Here is a 23,728-nt window from a genome sequence, read left to right as displayed (position 1 = left end):
GCAGGCATTTGATGAGAGGTTAATGTGGCGCTGGCGCGGTGTCCCGCATCCTGCGGTGAAATTATTCAGGGCTGGATCCTGGGCAGTGAGAAGCTGGTTTCCTGCCCGGTGGACTGGTTTAGTGAAGTAGAGGTCACGGCCGGTTCGCCGCTGCCTGATGAACGTCCTCTGACGCGGGCAATGGTTGATCGTGTGCTGGCGCACTGGCAGCTACCCGGCGAACTGAGCCGGGAGGTACGTATCGACTGCCGCTCTGATATTCCGGTGGCGAAAGGGATGGCAAGCAGCACGGCGGATATAGCCGCGACCGCCGTAGCCACCTCGCGCCATTTTGGTTTTAGCCTGGACGATGCCACCCTTGCCCGGCTCTGCGTGTCGCTGGAGCCTACCGACAGTACGCTGTTTCGCGCCTTAACGCTTTTCGATCATAATACCGCCCACACCGCCCTGCCCTGTCCGGGCCTGCCGGAGATGGATATCCTGCTGCTGGAAAGCCCGGTTACGCTTCGCACGGCGGATTATCACCGTCTTCCGCGCAGGCAGGCGCTGATAGCAAGTGCGCAGGCGCTGGAGTGCGCATGGCAAAAAGTGCAGCAGGCCTGCCGGCAAAATCAACCATCGTTATTAGGGGAGGCCGCGCTGCAGAGCGCGGTGGCAAGCCAGGCGCTGTTGCCCAAGCCCGGCTTCCACGCGCTGTTGGCGCTGGTGGAGCGGCATGGCTTGTACGGGCTGAATGTCGCCCACAGCGGCAGCGTGGTGGGGCTGTTTCTCGACCAGCAGCGTCATGATGTGGAGAAAATTCGTCACCAGTTGAACAGGTCATCCTTGCGCCAGCACTGGCCGGTACATCATCTGCTGCGGCTGGTAGAGGGAGGCGTAAGGGAATCCTGAGCCCCGCCAGGATAAGGCGGGAACCGCGGGTGCGCTGCGCTTACCCGAGCTACACGATACGCAACGACACGGGTTTCGTAGCCCGGATAAGGCAAAGCCGCATCCGGGAACCCCGGGTGCGCTGCGCTTACCCGGGCTACACGACACGCAACGACATGGGTTTCGTAGCCCGGATAAGGCAAAGCCGCATCCGGGAACCCCGGATGCGGCTTTAAAAAATGACGCAGAGCTGCGGCAATAAACGGACGCGGTTACTCGGCTTTCGGCTCGACGCTTTTCAGTTCGCCCATCGCTTTCAGCTTTTTAGAGATTTCACGACGCTCTTTGGAAATCTCGGCATTTTTGATGATGTAATCATCCACGCGGTCTTCATAGTCGCTTTTCATGCTGGCGATAATGCCCTGAATCGCTTCCACGCTCATACCCGGCTTAATGTAATCGCTCAGGTTGTCCAGCAGCAGAACACGCTTCTGGTTGTCACGGATCTTTTTCTCAACATCCTGGATTTCGCGCTGCAGTTTATTCTTACGACGGAACAGACGAACAAACTCCAGTACGTCCTGAAATGAAGGCTTGGTTGTTTCCATTTTGACACCCCTGATAATGTGAGATTCGGATTCGTTAAAGCAACCGCTAAAGGATAAACCTTACTTTTAGCCGCTGCTGATGACAATGATTTTTGCTTTTACCTATCATAACCTCAAATCGGGCTGAATCGAAACAACCCGCCCGCTTTTCCGGCTTATCTGAGGCTTATTTGCGCAGCGCCCGGCAAATCAAATGCGAGAGCAGTTCAAGCTGACGCGCCAGTTCCATACTTAGCCAGACGTAGCCATGGATGGAATTTTCGGCCAGCGCATCGCCTTTATGCTCGCTTATCAGCTCACGCAGTTCGGCCACAATCTCATTGAGCTTTTCCGTATTCGCCAGGATCGGCTGCGGATTACCTTCGTAAAGCGCATGGGCGATGGTCAACAGCGTCTGCTGCGTCATCTGTTGCGTCTCCTGCAACGTATGCGCGTTAAGCATAACAAAGTGGCTGGCGCGCGACGCCCAGTGCGCATTGATTTGCAGTTCCAGTACGCACACCATATTGCGGCTGACGGTCTGGATAGCTTCAAAAATCGCCTTCTGTATATGGGTCTCTTTACTGGCGGGCGTAATAAGCCCGCGCATTTTCACCACGTCGTTGAGCACCTTTTGCATGTGCTTTTCCAGCCGCGGGCGCTCTACCAGGTTGCGGGAGAAACCGGCCTGATAGATGCGGTTGAAGACGGTGACATAATTCGCCATCTGGATGCGCCAGTGCAGAAAGGCCCGCTGCGGCCAGATGCCGGTAAATAACATCGCCAGCAGCGAACCAAAAATCACATCGCCGCTTCGCCACAGCGCGGTGGTCATATCACCGGCGGGCGCCCCTACCACCACCGAAAGCGTAATGCCAATCAGCAGGGCCTGATAAGGCCGTTTACCCAGCGCCAGCCAGCCGCATAAAAACATCGCCCCTGCGCACCAGGTTAGCATCAGCGGCAGTGAAAAAAGTTCAAGCTTTAACGCCACCAGCCCCAGCGCCGAACCCAGAATGGTGCCGCCGATACGCTCGAAAGCGCGTGGCACAACATTCCCCCAAAAGGAGATAGGCCCCATGATCACCACCAGCGTGATCAGCGGCCATGTGCCTTCCGGCACGTCAAGCAAACGCACCAGCAGAAAAGTCAGAATAAACGCCAGCGCAATACGAACGCCATGCACCACGCGGTAATGGCGGTAAAGGCGGATCTCAAAGGGGCTGAGTGATTTGTCAGGACGCACACCCGCTCTCCAGCTAAACAAACGAAGGCGCAATTGTAGCGATTTTGTCAGGATAAATATGACTGTTTAAGGCAAAAAAGCGGAGAACCCGGTCAACTTTTACCCACTCGGACCGGCTTCCCCGCTGTCAGGCAAAATCAGCGCGCTTTAGGCTCGACCGGAATATACATATCAATTTCCCAGAAGCCGTCCTCTTCCGCGCAGTTCAGGTAAACTTCCAGACACGGGCGCGGGGCAATCTGATACTGCGCGTCCGCCAGCAATGCGGTAATGAACTGGCGCCAGGGCGCTTCGTAGTCGTCATTATAAACCCGTGCACGCGCTACAGCGTAAGCGCCGCCAGGGATCTCGGTCAGAATGACGCCCGGGCTGTTGTCGGGGATGACAAACCCCTCCGGTACGGTGACGACCGCATCAGCACGCAGCTTTTCAGGAGGCACCTCATCCGGATTATCGTAGTAGACGGCAATCCACTCCTGCGCCGGAACCTGCTGGCTTTGCACCCACAGCGAAAGCTGCTTAAAACCCTGTGGGACGGTGGAGCCCCACGGGCCAACCAGATGAAACCCTGCCACCTTTCGCTTCTCGAACGACCTGATATTGTATTCCATGCGATCTCCTTACTTTTACTGTGTGTTTATACAGTATAGAGAAATGAAGGCGCGCGTCACCCTTATCAGGTCAATTATGCGAGCAGGTTCGCAACCTTGCCCGCTTGTCGGTTTTATCAGGCTTTATGGTGGAAATAATCGCTTAGACGCGAAAAAATGCCGCCTTTATGAATCTCTTCCAGCGTCACCAGCGGCCAGTGTGCAACCACTTTGTCGCGGTCGTAGAGTTCAATTTCCCCTACTCGCTGATGGGCGGCCAGAGGCGCTTCAAGGCTTTTTTTATCCAGCACATAACGTGCTTTAATATGCGGCAGCTCGGCTTTCGGCAACGCCAGCCAGAAATCAACGTCGGTGCCCAGGCTGATTTTCTCTTTATCGCCGTACCAGATGCGCTCGCTACCCACTTTTTTGCCTTTTTGCAGCACCTGTACCGTGTCAAAGTTCTGCTGGCCCCAGTGGAGCAGTTTACGCGCCTGCTCCTCGCGCCCTTTTGAACTCTCCGCGCCCATAACCACCGCAATCAGCCTGCGCTGACCATCCACGCTGGAGGCAATCAGGTTAAAGCCCGCGCCCGATGTATGCCCGGTTTTCAGGCCGTCGACGTTAAGCGACTTGTCCCACAGCAGGCCGTTACGGTTCTGCTGAGTAATGCCGTTCCAGGTGAGGCTTTTCTCACTGTACATATGATAAAAATCTGGCTCACCATGGATGATGGCGCGGGAGAGTACCGCCAGGTCATAAGCGGAGCTGTGCTGGCCGGGCGCATCAAGACCGTGAACGGTTTCGAAGTGGGTGTCATGCAAATTAAGCTTCTGCGCATAATCATTCATCATGTTGACGAACTGCGGCTGACCGCCCGCCACATAGTCCGCCAGCGCGACACAGGCATCGTTACCGGAATCCACAATAAGGCCGCGGCTCAGATCGTGAACGGTGACCCGATCGCCGGCCTTGAGGAACATCAGAGAGGAGCCGTTAAAAACAGGGTTGCCGCGCGCCCATGCATCTTTGCCGACGGTGACCACGTCGCTGGGGCTGATACGGCGGCTATCGATGGCGCGATCCACCACATAACCGGTCATGAGCTTGGTCAGGCTCGCCGGATTACGCTGTTGATGTTCATTGCCTGCGGTTAAAATTTGTCCGGTGGTGTAATCCATCAGAACCCACGCGCCCGCCTGAATAGCTGGCGGCTGGGGAGCGTTGGGCATCTCATCTGCCAGCGCGCACTGGACGGACGCGGACAAAAGGGAAAAGGCAAAAAACAAACGGCGTTTCAATGAAAAATCCTCATATACGGCTGATTGGCCGTCCTTTTTACGCAACTTCCTATGTCGATACCCGGTCAAATTGCAAATAAATGTGACAGACATCGCGCTATTGCGCTTTTTTGCCGGGCCGCTGGCGCGTATTTGCCGTGTTTTTCTTCGGCAGAAACAGCGCGATGGTTTACCATAAACAGGTTATTGACCAACAGGATGAGCTCAGTGTCAGATTCCCCGGCAACGCCCACATTTCTTTTTCATGATTACGAAACCTTTGGCACCAGTCCGTCCCTCGACAGGCCTGCACAGTTTGCCGCTATTCGCACTGACGCCGATTTCAATATTATCGGCGAACCGGAAGTGTTCTATTGTAAGCCCGCCGATGACTATCTGCCGCAGCCGCAGGCGGTATTGATAACCGGCATTACCCCGCAGGAGGCGAAAGCGAAAGGCGTTAACGAGGTCGAGTTTGCCCGGCGCATTCATGACCTCTTCACCGTGCCGAAAACCTGCGTGGTCGGCTATAACAACGTCCGCTTTGACGATGAAGTCACGCGTAATATTTTTTATCGTAACTTTTATGATCCCTACGCATGGAGCTGGCAGCACGACAATTCGCGCTGGGATCTGCTGGATGTCATGCGCGCCTGTCACGCCCTGCGCCCGGAAGGTATAGTCTGGCCGGAAAATGAAGAGGGACTGCCGAGTTTTCGCCTGGAGCATCTGACTAAAGCCAATGGCATTGAACATGCTAACGCCCACGATGCGATGGCGGATGTTTACGCGACGATAGCGATGGCAAAGCTGGTTAAAAGCCGCCAGCCGAGACTGTTTGATTATCTTTTCAGCCACCGGGGTAAAAACAAGCTGGCGGCGCTGATTGATGTGCCGCAAATGACGCCGCTGGTGCATGTCTCCGGCATGTTTGGCGCCTGGCGCGGCAACACCAGCTGGGTTGCGCCGCTCGCGTGGCCCCCGGAAAACCGCAACGCGGTGATTATGGTGGATCTGGCAGGCGATATGTCGCCGTTGCTGACGCTGGATGCCGATGCCCTGCGCGAGCGCCTCTATACCAGCAAAGTGGAGTTGGGCGATGAGTCCGCCGTGCCGGTGAAGCTGGTCCATCTGAACAAGTGCCCGGTACTGGCGCAGGCAAAGACGCTGCGCCCGGAAGATGCCGAACGTCTGGGGATCGATCGTAAGCAGTGCCTGGACAACCTGGCGATTCTGCGCGCCAACCCGCAGGTGCGTGAAAAAGTGCTGGCCATTTTTGCCGAAGCCGAACCGTTTGTGCCTTCTGACAACGTGGATGCGCAGCTCTATAACGGCTTTTTCAGCGACGCCGATCGCGCGGCGATGAAAATTCTGCTGGAGACCGAGCCGCGTAACCTTCCGGCGCTGGACCTGACCTTCGCCGACAAGCGCATTGAGAAGCTGCTGTTTAACTATCGGGCGCGTAACTTCCCCGGCACGTTGGATGAAGCAGAGCAGCAGCGCTGGCTGGCGCATCGGCGGGAGGTGCTCACGCCGGAATTTTTGCAGCGCTATGCCGAAGAGCTGCAGTCGCTCTACCAGCAGTACGGGGAGGATGGTGAAAAGCAGGCGCTGCTGAAAGCGCTCTGGCAGTACGTGCAGGACATTGTCTGACGACGAGAGCAAAACAAGTGACGGTAGCCCGGATAAGGCATTTCGCCGCATCCTGGAATCCCGGGTGCGCACGCTTAGCCGGGCTACGCCGTTCCATGAATTCCTGTTGGCTTTGCCAATAAAAAACGGAGGCCGATGGCCTCCGTTTTTTTATACGACGCAATTACTGCGCGATATCTTCGTACTGCGGAACCGGGTTGCGGAAGCTTTTGGTCACGCAGGCCAGGTAGACCAGACCAATACCGCCCCAAATCAGGCCCAGAACCATTGAGCTCTCTTCCAGGTTAATCCACAGCGCGCCTACGGTAAGGGCACCGCACACCGGCAGAACCAGATAGTTAAAATGGTCTTTCAGCGTCTTATTGCGTTTTTCACGGATCCAGAACTGGGAGATCACCGACAGGTTAACGAAGGTGAACGCCACCAGCGCGCCGAAGTTAATCAGCGCCGTTGCCGTCACGAGGTCAAATTTAATCGCCAGCAGCGCAATCGCGCCAACCAGCAGGACGTTCCATGCCGGAGTACGCCATTTCGGATGTACATAACCGAAGAAACGGGTCGGGAAGACGCCGTCGCGGCCCATAACGTACATCAGACGGGAGACGCCCGCGTGCGCAGCCATACCCGACGCCAGCACGGTCACGCTGGAGAAAATCAGCACGCCCCACTGGAAGGTTTTGCCTGCCACATACAGCATGATTTCAGGTTGAGACGCGTCCGGATCTTTGAAGCGCGAGATATCCGGGAAGTAGAGCTGCAGGAAGTACGAGGCGCAAATAAACACCAGACCGCCAATCAGCGCCGTCAGGAAAATCGCCTTCGGAATCACACGCTCTGCGTCTTTGGTCTCTTCGGACAGTGAAGAGATGCCGTCAAAGCCGAGGAAGGAGAAGCACAGGATGGTCGCGCCGGTAATCATCGGCACCACGTGTGCGCCCTCAGACCAGAACGGACGGGTGCTGGTCAGCGTGCCCGCGCCTTCGCCGTGAGAAACGCCATAGATAATCAGGCCGACAATCACCGCAACAATCCCCATCTGCAGAATAACGATCAGGGTGTTGAAGTTCGCTACGGTCTTGATGCTGCGCAGGTTAGAGATGGTCATAAAGGCCACCAGCGCAACAACGAAGATCCATGACGGCATGGACGGCACCAGCGCTTCAAAGTAAATCTTCGCCAGCAGGATGTTGATCATCGGCATGAACAGGTAGTCCAGCAGCGAAGACCAGCCCACCATAAAGCCAACGGCCGGGCTAATAGATTTTTGCGCATAGGTGTACGCCGAGCCAGCAGACGGGAAACGACGCACCAGTTTGCCATAGCTCAACGCAGTAAACAGAATAGCGACCAGCGCAAAGGCGTATGCCGTTGCGACGTGGCCATCCGTGAGGCCCGAAACGATACCAAACGTATCGAACAGCGTCATTGGCTGCATATAGGCCAGGCCCATCATAACAACCGGAATCAGCGTAAGTGTTTTACGTAATTCCACGCGAGAGGTTTTTGGAGTAGCGTTATGCGACATAGTTATCCCCTTTTACGGTGAGCGCCAGCGCGTAAGCAAAAAATTGCCCCATTTCTTTGTATTCCTCAGCGACAACGACTGTCGGTTTTTAGTAAATATCTATCCGGTACGAAGCCCGGCCTCTTGGATTGAATGACGTTTCTAAATTGCAAAAAAATAACCGACGCTTATTTACGTCGGTTAACTCTGATTTTTTGCAGCGGCATATTCTGCACCAAATTAAGGCGCGATGACAAGAGAGTGAAAACGGACTCACCAAATATTGTTCACTAACCCTTTGATATGCCTAAGCTAGACTACAAAGCAGGCAACGATTTAGCACTAATTGCTAAAACAGAAGCCTGCATGATAACCCGCGCCGCCTGCTGTTTATTCGGCAACTGAATATGAGCGGCGCGTTATTCCATCGGCATGGTTAACGGATCGGGCCAGTTATATTCGAAACCCAGCTCATTACAGATACGGTTGCCGTCTACCAGTTTGCCTTTGGCGTCGGGTGCGGCATCAAGAAACTGCGGTTCCGGCAGGCCGAGCTGGCGCGCCATTGCCGGATAAAATACTGCCCGCGGCGGGTGCTGTGGAGCGCAGAGATTATAGATGTGTCCCCCTTTCGGCGCCTGCAACAGCAGCGTTATCGCCGCGATCACATCCTCCAGATGCACCAGATTAACCCCCTGCTGCCCGTCCGGCGCGGTTTTGCCGGCAAAGAAACGCCCCGGATGTCTGCCCGGCCCGACCAGCCCGGCAAGACGCAGGATGTCGACGGAGGTCCCCGGCAGATTATGCAGCCAGTCCTCCAGCTCTTTTAATGTCTGCCCGCTATCGGTAACAGGCTGGCGCGCCGAACTCTCTTTAACCGTCCCGCTGGCGTCGCCATAGACAGAAGTGGAGCTGGTGAAAATAATGCGCGGAATATGGTAGGCCAGCGCGCTGTCGACAATCTCCTGCACCGCCTGCAGATAAAAACCCTCGCCGGAGCCGCTTCGCCGCGCGGGCAGCGTAATGACCAGCGCGTCTACATTCATTAAGGCATCGAGATCGTCCGTTTCACAGACCAGCTCCGGCTCCAGCCGTAGTAAATAGCTGTCGATGCCGCACATCCGCGCCGCCTCAACGCCGTCCTGCGTGGTCTTACTGCCGGTAACCCGCCAGCCCCGCGCCGTCAGTGACAGCGCCAACGGCATGCCTAGCCACCCCAGGCCGACAATCGCAACCTTTTTCATGCACCTCTCCCGCCCTTTTTGCTTCTACGGTTTAAGGCTACGCCAGCCTGCGGGAACTGACAATTCATACAATCCAGATGAAATGATTTAATGTTGAAAAAAAGCCCTTGCCTTTCCCGGTGAAAGTGGTTTAGGTTAAACGACATCAAATGAATAAACATTCATCGAGAATTTTATGACAGGCGTTCAATTTAAACTTCACCATCATCACCATCATCCTGACTAGTCTTTCAGGCGATGAGTGCTGGAAGACATTTGGATCTTCCAGTGGTGCATGAACGCAGAGAAAGCCCCCGGAAGATCATCTTCCGGGGGCTTTTTTTTGAACCAAATTCAGCAGGATAATGAGGAAACAAGAATGTTAGACAACACGCGCTTACGCATAGCTATTCAGAAATCCGGCCGCCTTAGCGACGATTCACGCGAATTACTGGCCCGCTGCGGGATTAAAATTAACCTGCACACCCAGCGCCTGATAGCCCTGGCGGAAAATATGCCGATTGATATTCTGCGCGTACGCGATGACGACATTCCGGGGCTGGTGATGGATGGCGTGGTTGACCTGGGCATTATTGGCGAGAACGTGCTGGAAGAAGAGCTGCTGACCCGCCGCGCCCAGGGTGAAGACCCGCGCTATTTCACCCTGCGCCGTCTCGATTTCGGCGGTTGCCGCCTGTCGCTGGCGACCAACGCCGATGAAATATGGAATGGCCCGGCCGCGCTTGACGGCAAACGCATCGCCACCTCCTATCCGCACCTGCTGAAACGCTATCTCGACCAGAAAGGCGTCTCTTTTAAATCCTGTCTGCTGAACGGTTCTGTTGAAGTCGCCCCGCGCGCCGGGCTGGCGGACGCCATCTGCGACCTGGTCTCTACCGGCGCGACTCTTGAAGCCAACGGCCTGCGTGAAGTGGAAGTCATTTACCGCTCCAAAGCCTGCCTTATCCAGCGCGATGGCGAAATGGAAACCAGCAAGCAGCAGTTGATTGATAAGCTGCTCACCCGTATTCAGGGGGTTATCCAGGCGCGCGAATCAAAATACATCATGCTGCATGCGCCGAGCGAGCGGCTGGAAGAGGTTATCGCCCTGCTGCCTGGCGCGGAGCGCCCCACCATTCTGCCGCTGGCGGGCGATCAGCAGCGCGTGGCGATGCATATGGTGAGCAGCGAAACCCTGTTCTGGGAGACAATGGAAAAACTGAAAGCGCTGGGGGCAAGCTCCATTCTGGTGCTGCCGATTGAGAAAATGATGGAGTAAGGCAGATGAACTTCAATACGCTCATTGACTGGAATAGCTGTAGCCCGCAGCAGCAGCGTGAACTCCTGATGCGCCCGGCCATTTCCGCCTCTGACAGCATTACCCGCACCGTCGGGGAAATTCTGGATAACGTCAAATCCCGCGGCGATGACGCTCTGCGCGAGTACAGCGCAAAATTCGACAAAACCGAGGTTACGGCGTTACGGGTCAGCGCGCAGGAAATCGACGAGGCCTGCGCCCGTCTGGGTGACGATATTAAGCAGGCGATGGCGGTGGCGGTTAAAAATATCGACACCTTCCACAACGCGCAGAAGTTACAGACGGTGGATGTGGAAACCCTGCCGGGGGTGCGCTGCCAGCAGGTTACCCGCCCTGTCGCTTCCGTCGGGCTGTATATTCCCGGCGGCTCTGCCCCGCTCTTCTCCACCGTGCTGATGCTGGCGACGCCAGCGCGTATCGCCGGGTGTAAAAAAGTGGTGCTCTGCTCGCCGCCGCCCATTGCCGATGAAATTCTCTATGCGGCAAAGCTTTGCGGCGTGCAGGAAGTCTTTAAGGTGGGCGGTGCGCAGGCCATTGCCGCGCTGGCCTTCGGTACTCAATCCCTGCCGAAAGTGGACAAAATCTTCGGCCCCGGCAACGCTTTCGTTACCGAAGCCAAGCGCCAGGTAAGCCAGCGTCTCGACGGCGCGGCTATTGATATGCCTGCCGGTCCTTCTGAGGTGCTGGTGATTGCCGACAGCGGCGCGACGCCTGATTTCGTCGCCTCTGATCTGCTCTCTCAGGCCGAACACGGCCCTGACTCGCAGGTTATTTTATTAACCCCCGACGCCAGCATGGCAAGCGCGGTGGCCGATGCCGTAGCGCGTCAGCTCGCTACGCTGCCGCGCGCGGAAACCGCCCGCAAGGCGCTCGCCGCCAGCCGCCTGATTGTCGCCCGCGATCTCGCGCAGTGCGTCGCCATCTCTAACCAGTACGGCCCGGAGCACCTGATTATCCAGACCCGTAACGCCCGTGAACTGGTGGATGATATCACCAGCGCCGGATCGGTGTTTCTTGGCGACTGGTCGCCGGAGTCGGCGGGCGATTATGCCTCCGGCACCAACCACGTCCTGCCAACCTACGGTTATACCAACACCTGTTCGAGCCTGGGGCTGGCGGATTTCCAGAAACGCATGACGGTGCAGGAGCTTTCCCGCGAAGGTTTCGCCTCCCTTGCGTCAACCATTGAAACCCTGGCGGCAGCCGAGCTGCTCGACGCCCACAAGAACGCCGTGACCCTGCGTGTGAACGCCCTTAAGGAGCAAGCATGAGTATTGAGGAACTGGCTCGCGCCAACGTACGCGCCCTGACGCCCTACCAGTCTGCACGCCGCCTCGGCGGTAAAGGTGATGTCTGGCTGAACGCCAATGAGTTTCCCACTCCGGTGGCCTTTGAACTGACCCAGCAGACCCTGAACCGCTACCCGGAATGCCAGCCGAAAGCAGTAATTGAAAACTACGCGCGGTATGCCGGGCTGAAGCCTGAGCAGGTGCTGACCTCACGCGGCGCGGATGAAGGCATTGAACTGCTGATTCGCGCCTTCTGCGAGCCGGGCAAAGACGCGATTCTCTTCTGCCCGCCCACCTACGGTATGTACAGCGTTAGCGCAGAGACGTTTGGCGTGGAGTACCGCACTGCCCTGACACTGGATAACTGGCAGCTTGATCTGAAAAGCATTGGCGACCAGCTGGAGAACGTAAAAATCGTTTACGTTTGCAGCCCTAACAACCCCACCGGGCAGATTATTAACCCGGATGATATTCGCGCCCTGCTGGAGATGACCCGCGGTAAAGCGCTGGTGGTTGCCGACGAGGCCTATATTGAATTTTGCCCGCAGGCGACCCTGAGCGGCTGGCTTAACGACTACCCGCACCTCGTGATACTGCGCACGCTGTCGAAAGCGTTCGCGCTGGCGGGACTGCGCTGCGGCTTTACGCTGGCGAACGAAGAGGTGATTAACCTGCTGCTTAAGGTCATTGCCCCGTATCCGCTCTCCACGCCGGTTGCCGATATCGCCGCCCAGGCTCTCAGCCCGCAGGGGATTGCGGCAATGCGTGAACGCGTCGCGCAGATCAACGCGGAACGGCAGTATCTGACGGAAGAGTTGCGCACTATTTCCTGCGTTGAACAGGTTTTCGATTCAGAAACCAACTATATTCTTGTACGTTTCAAAGCGGCCAGCGCGGTCTTTAAATCTTTATGGGATCAGGGCATTATCCTGCGAGATCAAAATAAACAACCCACCCTGAGCGGCTGCCTGCGTATTACTATCGGTACCCGTCAGGAGAGTCAGCGCGTCATCGACGCTTTACGTGCGGAGTCTGTATGAGTCAGAAGTACCTTTTTATTGACCGGGATGGAACCCTGATTTCCGAGCCGCCATCCGACTATCAGGTAGACAGTTTCGCCAAGCTGGCTTTTGAGCCGGATGCCATCCCGGTGCTGCTTACGCTGCAAAAAGCCGGCTTTAAGCTGGTGATGATCACCAATCAGGACGGGCTTGGCACCAGCAGCTTCCCGCAGGAAGATTTTGACGGTCCGCACAACCTGATGATGCAGATTTTCACCTCTCAGGGGGTGGTGTTTGAAGAGGTGCTCATCTGCCCGCACCTGCCCGCCGACGCGTGCGACTGCCGGAAACCAAAAGTGAAACTGGTGGAGCGCTTCCTGGCCGACCAGGCGCTGGATAAAGCAAACAGCTATGTGATTGGCGACCGCGCCACCGACATTGAGCTGGCGGAAAATATGGGCATTAAGGGGCTGCGCTATCAGCGCGAAACCCTGAGCTGGGCGGCCATCGGCGAACTGCTGACTAAACGTGACCGCTACGCCCACGTAGAGCGCAACACCAAAGAGACGCAGATTGACGTTAAGGTGTGGCTGGACCGCGAAGGCGGCAGCAAAATTAATACCGGCGTCGGCTTCTTTGATCATATGCTCGACCAGATAGCCACCCACGGCGGCTTTCGCATGGAGATTGCCGTTAAGGGCGATCTCTATATTGATGACCACCACACCGTTGAAGATACCGGCCTGGCGCTGGGCGAAGCGCTCAAGCTGGCCCTGGGCGACAAGCGCGGCATCAACCGCTTTGGCTTTGTGCTGCCGATGGATGAGTGCCTGGCCCGCTGCGCGCTGGATATTTCCGGCCGTCCGCACCTGGAATATAAAGCGGAATACACTTATCAGCGCGTCGGCGACTTAAGCACGGAGATGATTGAGCACTTTTTCCGCTCCCTCTCTTACACCATGGCGGTCACCCTGCATCTGAAAACCAAAGGCCGCAACGATCACCACCGCGTGGAGAGCCTGTTCAAGGTCTTTGGCCGCACGCTGCGCCAGGCGATTCGCGTTGAGGGAGACACGCTGCCCTCTTCTAAAGGAGTGCTGTGATGAACGTCGTTATCCTCGATACCGGCTGCGCTAACCTCAATTCGGTGAAGTCGGCCATTGCCCGCCACGGCTATGAACCGCTGGTCAGCCGCGACCCGGATGTGGTGCTGCGCGCCGATAAGCTTTTTCTGCCGGGTGTCGGCACCGCGCAGGCGGCAATGGATCAGATCCGCGAGCGCGATCTGGTCGACCTGATCAAAGCCTGCACCCAGCCGGTGCTGGGGATCTGCCTGGGCATGCAGCTGCTCGGGCGCTCTAGCGAAGAGAATAACGGCGTCGACCTGCTGGGTATTATTGACGAAGCGGTGCCGAAAATGGTGGATGTCGGCCTGCCGTTGCCGCATATGGGCTGGAACCGGGTCTACCCGAAAGCGGGCAACCGCCTGTTCCAGGGCATTGATGACGGCGAATACTTCTATTTCGTGCACAGCTACGCCATGCCGGTTAACCCGGATACCATCGCCCAGTGCCACTACGGCGCGCCTTTTACCGCAGCAGTGCAGAAAGATAACTTTTACGGCGTGCAATTTCACCCGGAGCGCTCAGGGCGCGCCGGAGCGCAACTGCTGAAAAACTTCCTGGAGATGTGATGATTATTCCGGCTTTAGATTTAATCGACGGTACCGTCGTGCGTCTCCATCAGGGCGATTATCGCCAGCAGCGCGACTATGGCAACGACCCGCTGCCGCGCCTGCAGGATTACGCCGCCCAGGGCGCGCAGGTGCTGCACCTTGTGGATTTAACCGGGGCGAAAGACCCGGCTAAGCGCCAGATCCCGCTGCTGAAAACGCTGGTTGCCGGGGTGAACGTGCCCGTGCAGGTCGGCGGCGGCGTGCGCAGCGAAGCGGACGTGGCAGCATTGCTGGAGGCTGGCGTCGCGCGCGTGGTGGTGGGTTCCACGGCGGTCAAATCCCCTGAGACAGTAAAGGGCTGGTTCGAACGCTTTGGTGCCGACGCGCTGGTACTGGCGCTGGACGTGCGCATTGACGCCGACGGCAACAAACAGGTGGCGGTCAGCGGCTGGCAGGAAGATTCCGGCGTCTCGCTGGAGGCGCTGGTGGAAACCTATCTGCCGGTCGGCCTGAAACACGTGCTGTGTACGGATATCTCCCGGGACGGCACGCTGGCCGGTTCCAACGTCGCCCTGTATCAGGAGGTGTGCGCCCGTTACCCGCAGGTGGCGTTCCAGTCCTCCGGCGGCATTGGCGATATCAACGACGTAGCCGCGCTGCGCGGCACCGGCGTGCAGGGTGTGATTGTCGGTCGCGCGCTGCTGGAAGGTAAATTTAGCGTAACGGAGGCCATTCAATGCTGGCAAAACGGATAATTCCCTGTCTCGATGTGCGTGACGGCCAGGTGGTGAAAGGCGTCCAGTTCCGTAACCACGAAATCATCGGCGATATCGTGCCGCTGGCCAAACGCTATGCGGATGAAGGGGCGGACGAGCTGGTGTTTTACGATATCACCGCCTCCAGCGACGGCCGCGTGGTGGATAAAAGCTGGGTGGCGCGAGTGGCGGAAGTCATCGACATCCCCTTTTGCGTGGCGGGCGGCATTAAATCTGCCGATGACGCGCAGAAAATCCTGTCGTTCGGCGCGGATAAAATCTCCATCAACTCACCGGCGCTGGCGGAGCCTGAGCTGATTACCCGCCTGGCTGACCGTTTTGGCGTGCAGTGTATCGTGGTGGGGATTGATACCTGGTTTGATGCCGCGACCGGCAAATACCATGTTAACCAGTACACCGGCGATGAGAGCCGCACCCGCGTGACCCAGTGGGAAACGCTGGCATGGGTGGAAGAAGTACAAAAGCGCGGCGCGGGGGAAATCGTTCTCAATATGATGAACCAGGACGGCGTACGCAACGGTTACGATCTTGAGCAGCTTAAAAAAGTGCGCGAGGTTTGCCATGTTCCGCTGATCGCCTCCGGCGGCGCTGGCACGATGGAGCATTTTCTGGAAGCCTTCCGCGATGCCGATGTCGACGGCGCGCTGGCGGCCTCGGTGTTCCATAAGCAAATTATCAATATTGGCGAATTAAAACTGTTCCTGGCAGGCCAGGGCGTGGAGATAAGGGTATGTTAACAGAGCTTCAACTGGCCCAACTGGACTGGGAAAAAACCGACGGACTGCTGCCCGCCGTGGTGCAGCATGCGGTTTCCGGCGAAGTACTGATGCTGGGCTATATGAATAAAGAGGCGCTGGCGAAGACGCTGGAAAGCGGCAAGGTGACCTTCTTCTCCCGTAGCAAAGGGCGTCTGTGGACCAAAGGCGAAAGCTCAGGCCATTTTCTCAATCTGGTGAACATCGCCCCGGATTGCGACAACGACACCCTGCTGGTGCTGGCGAACCCGATTGGCCCCACCTGCCACACCGGCAGCTCAAGCTGTTTTGGCGAAACCAGCCACCAGTGGCTGTTCCTCTACCAGCTTGAAGCGCTGCTGGCCGGGCGTAAAACCGCCGACCCGCAAAGTTCTTACACGGCGAAGCTTTACGCCAGCGGCACGAAACGTATCGCCCAGAAGGTTGGCGAAGAAGGGGTGGAAACGGCCCTTGCCGCCACCGTTCACGATCGTGAGGAGCTGACCAACGAAGCCTCTGACCTGGTCTACCATCTGCTGGTGCTATTACAGGACCAGCAGCTCGACCTGAGCGCCGTTATCGAAAACCTGCGCAAACGCCACAAATAGCCCTGGTGGGGAGCCTGCGCGCTCCCCCTCTCGCGCCCAATTAACAGTTATCTTTCTTCGCCACAGCAGGTATGATCGCGCCAAAGGTTCAGCGCGGGCACTCTCGCGCTGCATGTTTCGCATCAAACATTGAGGTTGAAGATGAAATTTCTGGTCACGGGCGCGGCAGGCTTTATTGGTTTTCATGTCAGCGAGCGGCTTTTACAGGCGGGGCATCAGGTCGTCGGGATTGATAACCTTAATGACTATTACGATGTCAGCCTCAAGCAGGCGCGGCTGGATCTGCTGAATTCCACGCAGTTCCGCTTTCAAAAGCTGGATCTGGCGGATCGCGAAGGCATGGCGGCGCTGTTCGCCGCAGAGAAGTTCGACCGCGTTATCCACCTTGCCGCCCAGGCTGGGGTGCGCTATTCGCTTGAAAATCCCCACGCCTATGCGGATGCCAACCTTGTGGGTCATCTGAACGTGCTGGAAGGCTGCCGTCACAATAAGGTACAGCATCTGCTGTATGCCTCATCCAGTTCGGTGTATGGCCTTAACCGCAAGATGCCCTTCTCTACCGATGATTCCGTTGATCACCCGGTATCGCTCTATGCGGCGACCAAAAAAGCCAATGAGCTGATGTCGCACACCTACTCCCACCTGTACGGTCTGCCGACGACCGGGCTGCGTTTCTTCACCGTTTACGGCCCGTGGGGACGCCCGGATATGGCGCTGTTCAAGTTCACCAAAGCGATGATCGAAGGCAATAGCATTGACGTATACAACTACGGCAAGATGAAGCGTGACTTCACCTATATTGACGATATCGCCGAGGCGATTATTCGCCTGCAGGATGTGATTCCGCAAGCGGACAGCAACTGGACGGTGGAAACCGGCTCCCCCGCCACCAGCTCAGCGCCTTACCGCGTCTATAACATCGGCAATAGCTCGCCGGTGGAGCTGATGGATTACATCACCGCCCTTGAAGAGGCGCTGGGTATTGAAGCGCAGAAAAATATGCTGCCGATTCAGCCGGGCGACGTGCTGGAGACCAGCGCCGACACCCGCGCGCTGTATGACGTCATCGGCTTTAAGCCGCAAACGTCCGTCAAACAGGGCGTGAAGAACTTTGTAGACTGGTATAAAGCGTTTTACCGCGTATAACCTGCACGCTTAACCGGGCTACCACGCCGTTAGTAGCCCGGATAAGGCATCACGCCGCATCCGGGACGTTGCGTAGCAGCCGGGAACTCAGTCGCTGCCAAACAGGTCGCGGGTGTAGACTTTGTCCGCCACGTCGGAAAGCTCCGGGGCCATGCGGTTAGAGACGATGATATCCGCCTCCTGCTTGAAAGCCTCAAGATCGCGCACGACGCGAGAGTTAAAGAACGTCTCTTCTTTCATTACCGGCTCATAGACGATAACCGGCACCCCTTTCGCTTTGATACGCTTCATGATCCCCTGAATAGAGGAGGCGCGGAAGTTGTCGGACCCGCTCTTCATGATCAGACGGTAGACGCCCACTACCTTCGGTTTTTTAGCGAGAATCGAATCGGCGATAAAGTCTTTACGGGTGCGGTTAGCATCGACAATGGCCGAAATCAGATTGTTCGGCACCGACTGGTAGTTAGCCAGCAGCTGCTTGGTATCTTTCGGCAGGCAGTAGCCGCCGTAGCCAAACGACGGGTTGTTGTAGTGGCTGCCGATGCGTGGGTCGAGGCACACCCCCTCGATGATCTGACGGGTGTTGAGGCCCAGCGTTTCGGCGTAGCTGTCCAGTTCATTGAAGAAGGCCACGCGCATCGCCAGAAAGGTATTGGCGAACAGCTTGATGGCCTCCGCTTCGGTGGAGTCGGTAAAGAGCGTCGGAACGTCTTTTTTGATTGCCCCTTCCTGCAACAGCGCGGCGAAACGTTCAGCACGTTCAGAGCGCTCACCGATCACAATACGCGACGGGTGCAGGTTATCGTAGAGCGCCTTACCTTCACGCAGAAACTCCGGCGAGAAAATCACGTTATCAATACCCAACTCTTCTTTAATGGACTGGGTAAAGCCAACCGGGATTGTCGATTTGATAACCATCACCGCGTTCGGGTTGATTTCGTGTACGTCACGAATCACCGCCTCGACGCTTTTGGTATTGAAGTAGTTGGATTTCGGATCGTAATCGGTCGGCGTGGCGATGATGACATAATCGGCGTCGCGATAGGCATCCTGCTTGTCGATGGTAGCGCGGAAGTTGAGCGGCTTATGCTTTAAATACTCTTCGATCTCCTTATCAACAATTGGCGAGATCTTCTGGTTAAGCATATCGACCTTTTCCTGCACGATATCCAGCGCCACCACTTCGTGGTTTTGTGCAATCAGAATACCGTTTGATAACCCAACGTAGCCTGTTCCGGAGATGGTTATTTTCATTCGCTAAGCAACTTTTGTTAGTGTGTAAAACCCAAGGTGGCCATCGTGCCGCCACCGCTTAAAATCAATAACTGTTGGGGTTTTTACCCCTTTCGTTGAGCCTCTGTCAAGGTACGGGCTCGCTGGCGGAACGGCCAATTTGCAGCGAAATATTTCCCGGCAGCGGAAAAAAAGAGAAAATCGCCCTCATCCGCCCGCCATTTGGGTAAAAAAAGCCCGGTTGTCGCAACCGGGCTTTGTTGTCCGTAACGGGCAATATCAGATTAATCCAGCCATTCGGTATGGAATACGCCGTCTTTGTCCGTACGTTTGTACGTGTGCGCGCCGAAGTAGTCACGCTGAGCCTGAATCAGGTTAGCCGGCAGTACCGCCGCGCGGTAGCTGTCGTAGTAGGCCACGGCGGCAGAGAAGGTCGGAACCGGAATACCATTCTGCACGGCATAGGCCACAACATCACGCAGCGCCTGCTGATAGTCGTCGGCGATTTGCTTGAAGTACGGCGCAAGCAGCAGGTTAGCGATCGCCGGAGTTTCGGCATAGGCGTCGGTGATTTTCTGCAGGAACTGCGCGCGAATGATGCAGCCCGCGCGGAAGATCTTCGCGATTTCGCCGTAGTTCAGATCCCAGTTGTACTCGTCAGACGCCGCACGCAGCTGAGAGAAGCCCTGCGCGTAGGAGACGATTTTACCCAGGTAGAGCGCACGACGCACTTTCTCAATAAATTCAGCCTTGTCGCCAGCCGGCTGCGCCTGCGGGCCAGTCAGCACTTTAGAAGCGGCAACGCGCTGCGTTTTCAGAGAGGAGATATAGCGGGCAAAAACGGATTCAGTGATCAGCGAGAGCGGCTCACCCAGATCCAGCGAGCTCTGGCTGGTCCACTTACCGGTGCCTTTGTTCGCTGCTTCGTCGAGGATCACATCGACCAGGTATTTACCCTCTTCATCTTTTTTGGTGAAGATGTCTTTGGTGATATCGATAAGGTAGCTGCTCAGCTCGCCTTTGTTCCACTCGCTAAAGGTGGTCGCCAGCTCTTCGTTAGAGAGATTCAGGCCGCCTTTCAGCAGGGAGTAGGCCTCGGCGATAAGCTGCATGTCGCCGTATTCGATGCCGTTGTGTACCATTTTCACGTAATGACCTGCGCCATCAGCGCCAATGTAGGTCACGCACGGTTCGCCATCTTCGGCAACGGCGGCAATCTGTTTGAGGATCGGCGCCACCAGCTCATAGGCTTCTTTCTGACCGCCAGGCATGATTGACGGGCCTTTCAGCGCCCCTTCTTCACCGCCGGATACGCCGGTGCCGATGAAGTTAAAGCCCTCTTCCGACAGTTCACGGTTACGGCGAATGGTGTCCTGGAAGAAGGTGTTGCCGCCATCGATAATGATGTCGCCTTTATCAAGGTAAGGCTTAAGAGAGTCGATAGCGCTGTCTGTACCTGCGCCCGCTTTTACCATCAAGAGAATACGGCGAGGCGTTTCTAAGGATTCAACAAACTCTTGCACGGTGTAATAAGGGACCAGTTTCTTGCCGGGATTTTCAGCAATCACTTCTTCGGTCTTTTCGCGAGAGCGGTTGAAAACGGAAACGGTATAGCCGCGGCTTTCAATGTTGAGCGCCAGGTTGCGCCCCATCACGGCCATACCAACAACGCCGATTTGTTGCTTAGACATGCAAAACTCCTGTCAGGTGTGGTCGCCCGACCAGCAAAACGGCCAGCGGGCCTAAAAAGCAAGTAATCGTTATGTTAACTCAGGACAACAGGAAAGGTATAGCAGCAGATGCGCTATACATCCCGGCGTTCTTCGTGTTCATCCCCCAGCAGACGGGTCAGCGCAACGGTTGGCTGATTCTGAATGTCTGCCTGTATAAAGGATAACAGGAACTGCACGCCAAGGATGATCGGCAGCGCCGCCAGCATAACGGTGCCGCTGGTGGCAGGCGTATCGGTGGCGATTGAGTGGTACCAGGCGCCAGCGCCATAAACCACCCCGAAGATAAACAGCAGCGCGCCGAGCACCAGCTCAATGGAGGCAATGGAAAAACCGCGCAGGAAATAGTTGTAAAAAATCCGTTTGCCCAGATTTTTGATATTGCCCTTTAAGAACGGCATCAAAATCTTTTTGATATTGAGGTTCGATACCTCGTCGCCATAGACCGCGTCCATCGGGATGTCCTGCACTTTGGCCCCGACCACGTTCAGGCGAAACAGCAGATCCGACTCAAAAAAGTAGCGCTTGCTGACTTTATCCAGCGGCAGCTTACGCAGTGCGATAGCGGAAATTGCCGTGTAACCGTTAGTGGGATCAAAGGTTTTGTAATAGCCGGAAGAGAACTTGGTCATAAAAGAGAGCACGGCATTACCGAAGAGCCGAATTTTCGGCATGGGCTTTAAGCCTTCAATCTCGTGAAAGCGGTTGCCTTTGGTGTAATCCGCCTCGCCGCGGAGGATCGGGCGAACGAAAAGCTTAATCAGCGACGGGTCCATCTGGCCGTCGCCATCCACCTTAACGAACACGTCGGCCCCTTCCGCCAGCCCCACTTTATACCCGTGGATAACCGCGCCGCCGACGCCCTGGTTCTCTTCGTTAAACAGCACCCGCACCCGTTTATCGGTGCAGTTTTGCAGAATGAACTCGCCGGATTGATCCGGGCATTTATCGTCCACAGCATAGATAGCTGAAACTTCATCACCGATATCTTCAATGACTTTTAAAATATGGTCTTTGACCTTGTAGCAGGGAATTACGACCGCAATTTTGAAATCATTCGCCATGGTTGTCATTTTTTATAAACCCAAATTTTTGCGATTAAGAAGCTCAGGAAGAACAAAAGGATCTCTACAACGATTTTTGTCAGCGCCATCAGTTTCACAGACGAGTAGTCCGCTAAAAGATGCTCGAACAGATAAATCAGCGCCGTGCTTAACAGCGTCATCCCCCCCCAGTAGAGGACAAATTTCAGGAAGACGTGCCTGTCCATCTTCTTCTGGAAGGTGAACCTGCCGTTGATGTAATAGCCTACGCAGGCTGCCGAGCCGCGGGAAAGTATATTCGCCACGGCAACGCTGACGCCAAGCCACGTCAGGCCGGTAAAAATCGCCGTATCAAGACCGAACTGAATCACGCCACAGATAAAAAAGGAGATTAACTTATTCATTATTCTACTTCTTTATGGTGACGTTTTTACACGGCGCATCAACGCCGGACATAAAGCAGCGCTGAGGTACAGCTATGACATCCGCCCCGTTCAGCTCTATGATGTCGCTACCCGGAATCAAATGGATATGCGCATAACGATTAAATATCGCGTTCATCTCCGCCTTATCAATATCCGGGAATTTTTGATACCAGAAGGCCAGCTGCGGCGTAGTCAGAACATGGTTGCCAGCGGGGTAGCCCAGGCCATTAATAATGGAGCCGGACATGGCCGCCACCACCACGCCATACTCCTTAGCCTGCTGCTCATACGCCGCGGTTGCAGGGGTCTGGTAGTGTTTGTGGAAAATCGGCTTCGCATCCTGCAGCGGGTTGAAAGCGAAGAAAACGCCCAACGCGTAGATCGCGGTGACCGCAGAGAGTGCGAGCATCGCTTTCTGCTGCAGGCGCATCGCGCCAAGGCAGGCCAGCGCGCCGATAGCCAGAGTGATGATTTCAACCCGGGCATTTTTCACTCCCCCTTTAAGGGCGATAAACAGCGCGATATAGGCAACCGCAAAAATCGCCACCCGCAGCGGCGTCAGTTTCAGCGGGTTTCTGACTAATGCGATAACCGCCAGAATATTAAACACCAGCCCGAGACCCAGCATCAGGCGCACGGCGGGCACTTTATCGAGCAGCAGGTACTTGCCAACACTGGCAGGAATCGGAAGCAGAGTCCATGCCGCCATGACCGCCACGCACAGCGCTGGAATCAAAAACCTGTCCAGCGGTTTGAGCGACAGCGAAAAGCGCGCCTTTTTATAATCGGTGAAGAACAGCACCAGCACGGGCAGAATGGTCGCCCAGGTTGAGAACTGGCAAATGTTATTGTTCTCAGTCCAGGCCAGCAGGTCGTAATGCCGGTCAAACCACAGCGACGGGAAAAGCAGCGTTTCCAGCATCGGCCATGAAAGGACACTGCCGCCGTTTTCGCTCCTGACGCCGGGGTAAACAGTGTCTTTCATTAGCCCGATATAGTCGTGAAAATAGAGGTACACCACCACCACGGCGGCAATACCCGCCACGCCAGCCAGCGCGATATCCCGCAGTTTAAGCGTGCGCAGATCAATCACGTTCCAGATCCACACTACCGCCACCAGCAGCAGCGCGTATGTAAACGGCGGATAGAGATTCCCCACCTGCCAGCAAACTAAAAACCAGAACAGCGCGACGGCGTAAGCCGGCGAGAACTTTATTTTATACAGCGAGTACAGCACCCACGGGAAAAAGGCGAAGGTCGCAGCGTTTACCGTCCACCAGAACTGTACGCTGCCGGTAAAGTAGAAGGCCAGACTCAGTAAGAACGCCGAAGGCTCGTCCGCTCCCATAATCCTGATGATTTTTTGAAAACCAATCAGGAAAAAGGCAAACAGGGAAAAGTAGTAAAACGAGAAGCCATAAGCAGGCGGCAGAACCAGGTAGCCCCACTGGGTGGGTTTGAAAATTAGCCCCCAGTCAAAAATCGGCAGCCCGTAGTTAATCCGCAGATCTTCTTTATAGATGGAAGAGGTATTGACCCGTTCAAAGCCGTTGTTCACCAGCGCCTGGGTTAACGGCGTCTGCACTACCCACTCATCGGAGCGGATTGCGCGCGGTTTGCCAAAATCCGGCTGAACATCCACGCCGATGCCGTTCAGGGCAATACTGTAGGACGAAGGCGACCATGCGTTGCAAACATAAATAACACCCAGCACCAGACAAACCAGCAAATAAAATCGCGGGTTATTTATATTTAGAAATTTCATCAGCGCACCAGAATTGCTGTGTATAAATGAAA

Annotated in this window: 24 protein-coding genes and 1 other annotated feature; of the genes, 12 read left to right on the top strand and 12 right to left on the bottom strand. The window is 55.9% G+C overall.

What is annotated here, in order from left to right; translation table 11 throughout:
- The first annotated feature begins 24 nt into the window (after nucleotides 1-24).
- Nucleotides 25-891, top strand: coding sequence for a GHMP family kinase ATP-binding protein (locus ENTHG_RS02745; protein WP_044173218.1), 867 nt, complete (start codon nucleotides 25-27; stop codon nucleotides 889-891).
- Nucleotides 892-1,142: 251 nt separating this feature from the next.
- On the opposite strand, the gene ENTHG_RS02740 is transcribed toward ENTHG_RS02745, so the two are convergent.
- From ENTHG_RS02740 to dacD, 4 genes are all read right to left on the bottom strand, one after another.
- The gene (locus ENTHG_RS02740; protein WP_044173216.1) at nucleotides 1,143-1,478 is read right to left on the bottom strand and encodes a DUF496 family protein; all 336 of its coding nucleotides are present in this window, start codon (nucleotides 1,476-1,478) and stop codon (nucleotides 1,143-1,145) included.
- Between the two features lie 166 nt (nucleotides 1,479-1,644).
- Complete coding sequence (locus ENTHG_RS02735; RefSeq protein WP_044173214.1) at nucleotides 1,645-2,703, bottom strand: FUSC family protein; 1,059 nt, start codon at nucleotides 2,701-2,703, stop codon at nucleotides 1,645-1,647.
- Nucleotides 2,704-2,840: 137 nt separating this feature from the next.
- Nucleotides 2,841-3,314, bottom strand: coding sequence for a DNA gyrase inhibitor SbmC (sbmC, locus tag ENTHG_RS02730; protein ID WP_044173212.1), 474 nt, complete (start codon nucleotides 3,312-3,314; stop codon nucleotides 2,841-2,843).
- Between the two features lie 116 nt (nucleotides 3,315-3,430).
- A complete protein-coding gene (gene dacD, locus ENTHG_RS02725) occupies nucleotides 3,431-4,594 on the bottom strand; it encodes a serine-type D-Ala-D-Ala carboxypeptidase DacD (protein WP_044173210.1) in 1,164 nt (387 codons plus the stop codon).
- A 207-nt stretch (nucleotides 4,595-4,801) separates the two neighbouring features.
- Between dacD and sbcB the strand changes: the two genes are divergently transcribed.
- The gene (gene sbcB, locus ENTHG_RS02720) at nucleotides 4,802-6,226 is read left to right on the top strand and encodes an exodeoxyribonuclease I (protein WP_044173208.1); all 1,425 of its coding nucleotides are present in this window, start codon (nucleotides 4,802-4,804) and stop codon (nucleotides 6,224-6,226) included.
- 163 nt (nucleotides 6,227-6,389) lie between these two features.
- Here the strand turns inward: sbcB and ENTHG_RS02715 are convergent, their stop codons facing one another.
- The 3 genes from ENTHG_RS02715 to ENTHG_RS02710 form a co-directional block, all read right to left on the bottom strand.
- Nucleotides 6,390-7,751 carry an APC family permease gene (locus ENTHG_RS02715; RefSeq protein ID WP_044173204.1) on the bottom strand — a complete coding sequence of 454 codons (1,362 nt, stop codon included), beginning with the start codon at nucleotides 7,749-7,751 and terminating at the stop codon, nucleotides 6,390-6,392.
- Nucleotides 7,741-7,803, bottom strand: coding sequence for a membrane protein YoeI (gene yoeI, locus ENTHG_RS26375; RefSeq protein WP_106403225.1), 63 nt, complete (start codon nucleotides 7,801-7,803; stop codon nucleotides 7,741-7,743). The genes ENTHG_RS02715 and yoeI overlap by 11 nt, the downstream gene beginning before the upstream one ends.
- A gap of 346 nt (nucleotides 7,804-8,149) precedes the next feature.
- Entirely contained in the window at nucleotides 8,150-8,974 is an 825-nt protein-coding gene (locus ENTHG_RS02710) for an SDR family oxidoreductase (protein WP_044173202.1), read from the bottom strand.
- 175 nt (nucleotides 8,975-9,149) lie between these two features.
- Between ENTHG_RS02710 and hisL the strand changes: the two genes are divergently transcribed.
- From hisL to ENTHG_RS02665, 10 genes are all read left to right on the top strand, one after another.
- Nucleotides 9,150-9,200, top strand: a complete 51-nt coding sequence (gene hisL / locus ENTHG_RS24960) for a his operon leader peptide (protein WP_103245916.1) — start codon at nucleotides 9,150-9,152, stop codon at nucleotides 9,198-9,200.
- Nucleotides 9,176-9,298, top strand: a sequence feature (His leader region). It overlaps the preceding gene by 25 nt.
- A gap of 34 nt (nucleotides 9,299-9,332) precedes the next feature.
- Nucleotides 9,333-10,232, top strand: coding sequence for an ATP phosphoribosyltransferase (gene hisG, locus ENTHG_RS02705; RefSeq protein ID WP_044173200.1), 900 nt, complete (start codon nucleotides 9,333-9,335; stop codon nucleotides 10,230-10,232).
- 5 nt (nucleotides 10,233-10,237) lie between these two features.
- The gene (hisD, locus tag ENTHG_RS02700; RefSeq protein WP_044173198.1) at nucleotides 10,238-11,542 is read left to right on the top strand and encodes a histidinol dehydrogenase; all 1,305 of its coding nucleotides are present in this window, start codon (nucleotides 10,238-10,240) and stop codon (nucleotides 11,540-11,542) included.
- Nucleotides 11,539-12,600, top strand: a complete 1,062-nt coding sequence (gene hisC, locus ENTHG_RS02695) for a histidinol-phosphate transaminase (RefSeq protein ID WP_044173196.1) — start codon at nucleotides 11,539-11,541, stop codon at nucleotides 12,598-12,600. The genes hisD and hisC overlap by 4 nt, the downstream gene beginning before the upstream one ends.
- Complete coding sequence (gene hisB, locus ENTHG_RS02690; protein ID WP_044173194.1) at nucleotides 12,597-13,664, top strand: bifunctional histidinol-phosphatase/imidazoleglycerol-phosphate dehydratase HisB; 1,068 nt, start codon at nucleotides 12,597-12,599, stop codon at nucleotides 13,662-13,664. Before hisC ends, hisB begins: the two co-directional genes overlap by 4 nt.
- Complete coding sequence (hisH, locus tag ENTHG_RS02685) at nucleotides 13,664-14,254, top strand: imidazole glycerol phosphate synthase subunit HisH (protein ID WP_044173193.1); 591 nt, start codon at nucleotides 13,664-13,666, stop codon at nucleotides 14,252-14,254. Before hisB ends, hisH begins: the two co-directional genes overlap by 1 nt.
- Nucleotides 14,254-14,991, top strand: a complete 738-nt coding sequence (gene hisA / locus ENTHG_RS02680; protein WP_044173191.1) for a 1-(5-phosphoribosyl)-5-[(5-phosphoribosylamino)methylideneamino]imidazole-4-carboxamide isomerase — start codon at nucleotides 14,254-14,256, stop codon at nucleotides 14,989-14,991. Before hisH ends, hisA begins: the two co-directional genes overlap by 1 nt.
- The gene (gene hisF, locus ENTHG_RS02675; protein WP_044173190.1) at nucleotides 14,973-15,749 is read left to right on the top strand and encodes an imidazole glycerol phosphate synthase subunit HisF; all 777 of its coding nucleotides are present in this window, start codon (nucleotides 14,973-14,975) and stop codon (nucleotides 15,747-15,749) included. Before hisA ends, hisF begins: the two co-directional genes overlap by 19 nt.
- A complete protein-coding gene (gene hisIE, locus ENTHG_RS02670) occupies nucleotides 15,743-16,354 on the top strand; it encodes a bifunctional phosphoribosyl-AMP cyclohydrolase/phosphoribosyl-ATP diphosphatase HisIE (protein ID WP_044173188.1) in 612 nt (203 codons plus the stop codon). Before hisF ends, hisIE begins: the two co-directional genes overlap by 7 nt.
- A gap of 141 nt (nucleotides 16,355-16,495) precedes the next feature.
- Nucleotides 16,496-17,500: an NAD-dependent epimerase gene (locus tag ENTHG_RS02665; protein WP_044173186.1), complete on the top strand. Its 1,005-nt coding sequence runs from the start codon at nucleotides 16,496-16,498 to the stop codon at nucleotides 17,498-17,500.
- An 87-nt stretch (nucleotides 17,501-17,587) separates the two neighbouring features.
- On the opposite strand, the gene ugd is transcribed toward ENTHG_RS02665, so the two are convergent.
- The 5 genes from ugd to ENTHG_RS02640 all read right to left on the bottom strand — a co-directional run bounded on the left by ugd (nucleotide 17,588) and on the right by ENTHG_RS02640 (nucleotide 23,696).
- Nucleotides 17,588-18,754: a UDP-glucose 6-dehydrogenase gene (ugd, locus tag ENTHG_RS02660; protein ID WP_044173184.1), complete on the bottom strand. Its 1,167-nt coding sequence runs from the start codon at nucleotides 18,752-18,754 to the stop codon at nucleotides 17,588-17,590.
- Nucleotides 18,755-19,017: 263 nt separating this feature from the next.
- The gene (gndA, locus tag ENTHG_RS02655; protein WP_044173182.1) at nucleotides 19,018-20,424 is read right to left on the bottom strand and encodes an NADP-dependent phosphogluconate dehydrogenase; all 1,407 of its coding nucleotides are present in this window, start codon (nucleotides 20,422-20,424) and stop codon (nucleotides 19,018-19,020) included.
- A gap of 113 nt (nucleotides 20,425-20,537) precedes the next feature.
- Complete coding sequence (locus ENTHG_RS02650) at nucleotides 20,538-21,527, bottom strand: glycosyltransferase family 2 protein (RefSeq protein ID WP_052332687.1); 990 nt, start codon at nucleotides 21,525-21,527, stop codon at nucleotides 20,538-20,540.
- A 5-nt stretch (nucleotides 21,528-21,532) separates the two neighbouring features.
- Nucleotides 21,533-21,910: a GtrA family protein gene (locus ENTHG_RS02645; RefSeq protein WP_044173178.1), complete on the bottom strand. Its 378-nt coding sequence runs from the start codon at nucleotides 21,908-21,910 to the stop codon at nucleotides 21,533-21,535.
- 4 nt (nucleotides 21,911-21,914) lie between these two features.
- Nucleotides 21,915-23,696, bottom strand: coding sequence for a DUF7657 domain-containing protein (locus ENTHG_RS02640; protein WP_044173176.1), 1,782 nt, complete (start codon nucleotides 23,694-23,696; stop codon nucleotides 21,915-21,917).
- Between the last annotated feature and the right edge of the window lie 32 nt (nucleotides 23,697-23,728).

Source organism: Phytobacter massiliensis JC163, assembly GCF_000321045.1.
Lineage (GTDB): Bacteria > Pseudomonadota > Gammaproteobacteria > Enterobacterales > Enterobacteriaceae > Phytobacter_A > Phytobacter_A massiliensis.
Note: the sequence above shows the minus strand (reverse complement) of the source record. Positions and strands in the feature narration are given on the sequence as shown.

Excerpts from the sequence above, each read along its gene's own strand:
- ENTHG_RS02740 (WP_044173216.1), bottom strand. The coding sequence starts at position 1,478 with ATGGAAACAACCAAGCCTTCATTTCAGGACGTACTGGAGTTTGTTCGT.
- sbmC (WP_044173212.1), bottom strand. The coding sequence starts at position 3,314 with ATGGAATACAATATCAGGTCGTTCGAGAAGCGAAAGGTGGCAGGGTTT.
- ENTHG_RS02715 (WP_044173204.1), bottom strand. The coding sequence starts at position 7,751 with ATGTCGCATAACGCTACTCCAAAAACCTCTCGCGTGGAATTACGTAAA.
- ENTHG_RS02710 (WP_044173202.1), bottom strand. The coding sequence starts at position 8,974 with ATGAAAAAGGTTGCGATTGTCGGCCTGGGGTGGCTAGGCATGCCGTTG.
- hisG (WP_044173200.1), top strand. The coding sequence starts at position 9,333 with ATGTTAGACAACACGCGCTTACGCATAGCTATTCAGAAATCCGGCCGC.
- hisD (WP_044173198.1), top strand. The coding sequence starts at position 10,238 with ATGAACTTCAATACGCTCATTGACTGGAATAGCTGTAGCCCGCAGCAG.
- hisC (WP_044173196.1), top strand. The coding sequence starts at position 11,539 with ATGAGTATTGAGGAACTGGCTCGCGCCAACGTACGCGCCCTGACGCCC.
- hisB (WP_044173194.1), top strand. The coding sequence starts at position 12,597 with ATGAGTCAGAAGTACCTTTTTATTGACCGGGATGGAACCCTGATTTCC.
- hisH (WP_044173193.1), top strand. The coding sequence starts at position 13,664 with ATGAACGTCGTTATCCTCGATACCGGCTGCGCTAACCTCAATTCGGTG.
- hisA (WP_044173191.1), top strand. The coding sequence starts at position 14,254 with ATGATTATTCCGGCTTTAGATTTAATCGACGGTACCGTCGTGCGTCTC.
- hisF (WP_044173190.1), top strand. The coding sequence starts at position 14,973 with ATGCTGGCAAAACGGATAATTCCCTGTCTCGATGTGCGTGACGGCCAG.
- hisIE (WP_044173188.1), top strand. The coding sequence starts at position 15,743 with ATGTTAACAGAGCTTCAACTGGCCCAACTGGACTGGGAAAAAACCGAC.
- ENTHG_RS02665 (WP_044173186.1), top strand. The coding sequence starts at position 16,496 with ATGAAATTTCTGGTCACGGGCGCGGCAGGCTTTATTGGTTTTCATGTC.
- ugd (WP_044173184.1), bottom strand. The coding sequence starts at position 18,754 with ATGAAAATAACCATCTCCGGAACAGGCTACGTTGGGTTATCAAACGGT.
- gndA (WP_044173182.1), bottom strand. The coding sequence starts at position 20,424 with ATGTCTAAGCAACAAATCGGCGTTGTTGGTATGGCCGTGATGGGGCGC.
- ENTHG_RS02650 (WP_052332687.1), bottom strand. The coding sequence starts at position 21,527 with ATGGCGAATGATTTCAAAATTGCGGTCGTAATTCCCTGCTACAAGGTC.
- ENTHG_RS02645 (WP_044173178.1), bottom strand. The coding sequence starts at position 21,910 with ATGAATAAGTTAATCTCCTTTTTTATCTGTGGCGTGATTCAGTTCGGT.
- ENTHG_RS02640 (WP_044173176.1), bottom strand. The coding sequence starts at position 23,696 with ATGAAATTTCTAAATATAAATAACCCGCGATTTTATTTGCTGGTTTGT.